We start from the raw sequence: 5,362 nt of genomic DNA, 5'->3' as shown, positions 1-5,362 counted from the left end.
GAGAAACTCAAAGGATGAAGGGATCCAGCCACGGTCACCGTGACAGCGAAGCGAATCGAAATAATCAATAGAAAAGAATGAAAATGTCGTTCTGAGCAGATTCTTGTACCCCGATCATGGTCGTTATCGGAGCGCAGTGGGGGCCTGCCGGACGTCTGAAGATAATTGGATTGTCAACTCGGCGGCGAGAAACTGCTCAGAAATTCGATCAATTTGTCGTCCCAACCGTTGCAAACCAAACGGCCGAAAGCCCCCAAAAGGACTCGCCGAACCGCCCAAATAGAGTCCAATGCCGAGTGCCAATCCATCACGGGCCAGATCAGGGGATGCTCCTGGGTACCGGATTGGTGGGATGCCGACGCCTCGTTTTTTGTGAAATTCGACGCGGTTTGAACTCTGGAAAACGACTGCAAAGGAGCGACTCTTTGTAGTATCGAAGATGCCGCGTTTTTCGTCCTTCGCGTCGAACCGGAGGTGGGGCCAATCGGCATCGTGCGACCTCCACTGGGACCAAAATGAACCGGCTTGAAACGAACTCGCAACGGGCTGTGTGCTGATGGTGCGAATTGGGGCGGCGGTTGCAAATCGTCCAACCTGGCCGGATCCACGAAACTTCAGGGCTGGCTTGGGGTTCATTTCAATGTACGCTTGGAAGAATCCCCTCGCCCTCGGGCGGCCAATGTGCCAGCCGATCAGCCGGGCGGGAATCCTTCCTATCCATCCCACCTTTGCAGAATGTCCCGATCCATGATGCTCACTGATCACCACTGTGTGGCTCACCGAGCCCGTCGCCAGCGAGCGACTTTGACTTCCCCTCGCACTCGTTCCAGTGTGACCGCCGCTCGTGCCGGCTTCACGTTGTTGGAACTGTTGTTGGTGCTTTCGATTCTGGTCGTGATCGGCGGGATCGTGCTGGTCAACATCACCGGTGCCCAAGCCGAGGCGAACGCCAACGCGACGACGACCCAGCTCAACTCGCTCAAAAGCAACATCCAGATGTATCAAATCCGGATGAACTCGCTTCCCGAAACGTTGGAGCAGCTTCGCGATGGGCCAAGTGACTCGGCCAAAAAGGCCAAGTGGGTCGCTCCCATCATCACCGAAATCCCGGCGGATGCCTGGGGCAATGCGTTGACTTACAGCGTGAACGGAAACACGTTCGAAATCCGCAGTGGCGGAATTGACGGACAAGTCAACACGGATGATGACATCATCATCTCAGGCTGATCGCGATGACGCATTCGCCTCGCGCAAAGATCCGTTCGCGCACCGGGGCCGTCTCACACACGGCCTTCACTTTGTTGGAACTGTTGCTTGCGATGGCGGTGTTTGCTGCCATTGCGGCGGTGGTCATTCCGACGGCTGGTGCGTTGTTGTCGGATCGCCGATTGGTTCGAGGGACAGACCAGCTTGCTGCTGAGATGACTCGATTGCGGGTGCGTGCGATGCGCGATGGCCGAGTGATGGTTCTTCGTCCGGCGGAGGCAAACTTTGTCGACGCGGAAGGTGCCAGCCAATCGAATGCTTGGATTGTTTCTCCGCTGGGTTCCGCCGCCGACGGAACGCAAGCCGCCGATCAATCGGGTTCTCAGTCGTCGTTGTTGTCGGGAGCTTCACAAACACTTGACGCTTCCACTGTGACACCGGTCGAAGCCGACGCGAGAGTCATTCAAATGCCTGAAGGAGTGACCATCACCACGGTGCTTACATCGCCGGTTGGCGGTCAGGGAAGCACTGAAGCGGCGACGTTGCTGATCAACGCGACGGAATCGACCACGGCAACGGTGCCGGACACGGATGGCGAAGTAGTTTTGACTGCCTCTTCGGATTTCCCACCCATCTATTTCTACCCCACTGGCCAAACGAGCAACGCGCGAATCACGCTCAGTCACATTGAGGTTGGCTCGGCAGCCGTTTTGCTGCGTGGTTTGACGGGTGACACCAGCGTCGAGGTGTCACCGTGAGTTCACCTGTCGTCGTTTGCCATTTGCGAAGCCGATCTGGCAGTGGATCTCGTTGCGGATTCTCATTGCTCGAGATGATGTTGTCGCTCGCGATTCTAGGTGTGTCGCTGGGCATTCTTGCTCAGATCGCCGGAACGGGAACGGACGCCGCTCGCGAAGCGCGTGACCTCAGCCAGGCTCGGTTGATCGCGTCTAGCAAAATGTCCGAGCTGTTGGTTTCGGCTTCCACCGGAATGTCGCCCGCGGCATCTCCCGCGACGCCCGTTGAGGCGATGGACACCGATGCGACGACCATGTTCCAAGTTCAGGTCGATGTCGTTCCGGCTCCGATGGAAGGCATGTTGGCCGTCCGAGTCAGCGTGGAAGCCTTGGACCCCGACGGTGGTCCTGCCCTCGCAACTTACTCACTGACTCGTTGGATGATTGATCCTTTGTTGGGCCTGCAAGAATTGGCCGAAGAAGAAGCCGCTTTGCGAGAGGAGGAAGCCAGTGCCGAGTCTGCATCCATTGAATAGTCGCCGCTCGTGTTGCTCGATCTCTTCCGAGCAATCCAGTGTGTCTTCACGGGCCGGTTTCACCCTGCTCGAGATGTTGTTGACGCTCGCGCTCAGCGTCGTGTTGATGGGACTGATCAGCGGCGCGATCAATTTCTACGCTCGTGAAATGGACAACGCGGAGCAACAGTTTCGCGAGGCTCAGCTTGCGTCTGCTTTGTTGCAACTGATCGAAGACGACTTGCGAATGACGTTGGTCACTCGCCCCGTTTCCACCGAAGCGTTGTCGGAAGTGTTGGCTGCCGCGGCCGCTCCATTGGAGAGTCTCGGTCTTGGTGCAACGGCTGAGGAAGGTGGTGAAACTGACGACTCTTTGCCACCGGATGACCCCGACTCGCTCAACGGCGATCCGACGTTGGAGACTGACACGAGTTTGGAAACGGGAGTCGTTTTGCAGTCGCCTGGGTTGATCGGCAACGAGACCCAATTGCAGATCGATATCAGCCGTTTGCCGAGTTTGGAGCAAACCGCGATCGATCCCGATTTGGCGATCAGTTCTGGCGTGGATCTGCTGGATCGACCCAGCGATATCAAAACCATTTCCTACTTTGTCCAAGTTGCCGGATCGTTTGGGATCCAGGACGAGATGCAAAAGTTGGCCGCGACGGATGAGAATGCGGCGGCCGGAACCACGTCCACGGGAGGCGGCTTGGTTCGTCGCCAGTTGGATCGAGCGATTGGTGTTCAAGCGTTGTCGACGGGCGGATCATCGCGTTTGGATCAAACCGGCGAAGTCATCGCTCCCGAGGTCGTCGCGATCGGATTCGAATACTACGACGGAGTGAATTGGTTGCCGCAGTACAGCACTGATGAGATGGGTTATTTGCCCCTCGCGATTCGCGTGCGTTTGCAACTTGAACCGATGGCGACCTCCGGTGGGGCGGCAACCGCGGATCAGACCAGTCCCACATCGATTGGATTGACCGAAGGACGAATCTTCACGCACCTGATTCGTCTTCCCATGTCGTTTCCAGAGGACGGAGAAGCCTTGCTCGAAGAGCAGGAAGCCGCCAGCACCACGGAGGCACCCGATGTCGTCGCCGAATAAGCCTTTGCGAAACGTCGAAGAGTCGTTGAGCGATCCAACCGTTGCTTTCGCCGCGAAACCTATTGGACGCCAGAATCGTCGACGTGGGTTCTTTTTGGTGTTGGTTCTGATCGTGATTGCGGTCGCGACGATGGCGGTTTACTCGTTCACCGATTTGATGATCGCGGCGGACGAGACTGCTTATCTGACTGGCGATTTGGTTCAAGCAAGAGCGACGGTCGACTCCGGAATCGAAGCGGTTCGTTTGACATTGGCTCAGCCGTCATCGCTGCGTGAAGATGCGGGCGGCGTCTTCAATAACCCAAACATGTTTCAGGGAGTGCCGATCACTGATGGATCGCTGGGCAACCCGACCAGCAACTTCACGGTGTTGGCTCCCGGTCTGACTGAAATGGGAACGCTCGGTGGCATTCGTTATGGCTTGCAAAACGAATCGGCTCGTTTGAACGTCAACGCATTGGTCGTGCTCGAGGAAAACTCAGAAGCGATCAGCATGTTGACGGGTTTGTCGGGCGGCAGTGTCGACGCGGAAGGTATCCTTGGCGGTGCGACTGCTTCGGAAGATTCAGATGTGTCAACGGAAAACATCGCCGTGACGTTGTTGATGACGTTGCCGGGAATGGACGTCACCATCGCCGACGCGATCTTGGATTGGATCGACGAAGACACCGAGCCGCGTGAGAACGGTTGCGAGGATGAGTATTACACTTCGCTGGCCACACCCTACGCCGCAGCCAATGGTCCCATTCAAACGGTCGAGGAACTGTTGTTGGTTCGCGGTGTCACGCCTCAGTTGTTGTTCGGGGCGGACAGCAATCGAAATGGCGTTTTAGATTCCGACGAACAACAGCGCTACGCCGCCAGCATCGAAACACCGGGCGTGCTTGGATGGGCCAGCTACTTGACCGTGCACGGGGCCGAAGCGAACAAGACGATGGATGGCGATTTTCGAGTCAACATCAACGGCGATGATCTGGAAGTGCTCTACGAAGAACTGATGACCGCAATCGGTGACGAAGTCTTCGCATCCTTCATTGTCGCTTACCGCATCGGGGGACAGTCATCGCTGGCCGACTCGGTCGCCAGTGGTGCGAGTGCGGAAGCGTTGGCAGCTCAAGGCATCGCAGCTCAAGACGCGGCGAACGCTGACTCCGAATCCGAAGGAACCGTTCTGCCCTGGTCCGTCGACGCGTTGGCTGCATTCGATTTGACCGGGGGAGCCGACATTGAGTTCAACCAGGTGCTTGATTTGATCGACGCGAAAGTCACTCAAGAGCAAAACGGTGAGACCGTCACTTACACCTCGCCGTTGATCGGAGAGCCAACCTTGCTGGCTGAGTTCCTGCCGTTTCTGATGGATCAACTAACGACGCAAGACGGCGACGTTTTGCCGGGCCGAATCAACCTGAACGAGTGTCCGGCGGAATTGCTGATGGGAGTACCGTTGGTTGATAGCGATACGATGACCGCCATTCTCGAGGCGCGTTCACAAGACAGCGGCGGAACGACTTCCGACCGGACTCACGAAACTTGGCCACTCACCGAGGGTTTAGTCACCGTGGACCAGATGCGAGCCTTGTTGCCATTGGTGACCGCTCGCGGTGACGTCTTCCGGGCTCAGGTCATCGGCTTCGATTCGGGCTCCGGTTTGGCCGCACGTGGCGAAGCCATCATCGACGCAACCACGCCAAATCCACGCATCGTTCATTACCGAGACCTGACCCATTTAGGTCGCGGGTTTGATCTGTCGGTCCTGGGCGGAAACATCGTGGTTCCGGACAACAACTGAGTAAACT

General features: G+C 57.1%; 5 protein-coding genes. All 5 read left to right on the top strand.

Annotated elements, in window-relative coordinates; genetic code table 11:
• The first annotated feature begins 747 nt into the window (after positions 1–747).
• The 5 genes from CEE69_RS08455 to CEE69_RS08435 are packed head-to-tail and all read left to right on the top strand — an operon-like array spanning position 748 to position 5,355.
• Positions 748–1,227 (top strand): type II secretion system protein GspG, encoded by a 480-nt coding sequence (locus CEE69_RS08455; protein ID WP_099260458.1) that lies wholly within the window; start codon positions 748–750, stop codon positions 1,225–1,227.
• Between the two features lie 5 nt (positions 1,228–1,232).
• On the top strand, positions 1,233–1,964 hold the full coding sequence (locus tag CEE69_RS08450) for a prepilin-type N-terminal cleavage/methylation domain-containing protein (protein ID WP_099260258.1): 732 nt from the start codon (positions 1,233–1,235) through the stop codon (positions 1,962–1,964).
• Between the two features lie 23 nt (positions 1,965–1,987).
• Entirely contained in the window at positions 1,988–2,479 is a 492-nt protein-coding gene (locus CEE69_RS08445; RefSeq protein WP_099260457.1) for a type II secretion system protein, read from the top strand.
• Positions 2,480–2,519: 40 nt separating this feature from the next.
• A complete protein-coding gene (locus CEE69_RS08440; RefSeq protein ID WP_099260257.1) occupies positions 2,520–3,566 on the top strand; it encodes a prepilin-type N-terminal cleavage/methylation domain-containing protein in 1,047 nt (348 codons plus the stop codon).
• The gene (locus tag CEE69_RS08435; RefSeq protein ID WP_099260256.1) at positions 3,550–5,355 is read left to right on the top strand and encodes a type II secretion system minor pseudopilin; all 1,806 of its coding nucleotides are present in this window, start codon (positions 3,550–3,552) and stop codon (positions 5,353–5,355) included. The genes CEE69_RS08440 and CEE69_RS08435 overlap by 17 nt, the downstream gene beginning before the upstream one ends.
• Positions 5,356–5,362: the final 7 nt, after the last annotated feature.

The organism is Rhodopirellula bahusiensis (genome assembly GCF_002727185.1).
Taxonomy (GTDB): Bacteria; Planctomycetota; Planctomycetia; order Pirellulales; family Pirellulaceae; genus Rhodopirellula; species Rhodopirellula bahusiensis.
Note: the sequence above shows the minus strand (reverse complement) of the source record. Positions and strands in the feature narration are given on the sequence as shown.

Coding starts and splice junctions, on each gene's coding strand:
- CEE69_RS08450 (WP_099260258.1), top strand. CDS start 1,233: ATGACGCATTCGCCTCGCGCAAAGATCCGTTCGCGCACCGGGGCCGTC.
- CEE69_RS08435 (WP_099260256.1), top strand. CDS start 3,550: ATGTCGTCGCCGAATAAGCCTTTGCGAAACGTCGAAGAGTCGTTGAGC.
- CEE69_RS08455 (WP_099260458.1), top strand. CDS start 748: ATGATGCTCACTGATCACCACTGTGTGGCTCACCGAGCCCGTCGCCAG.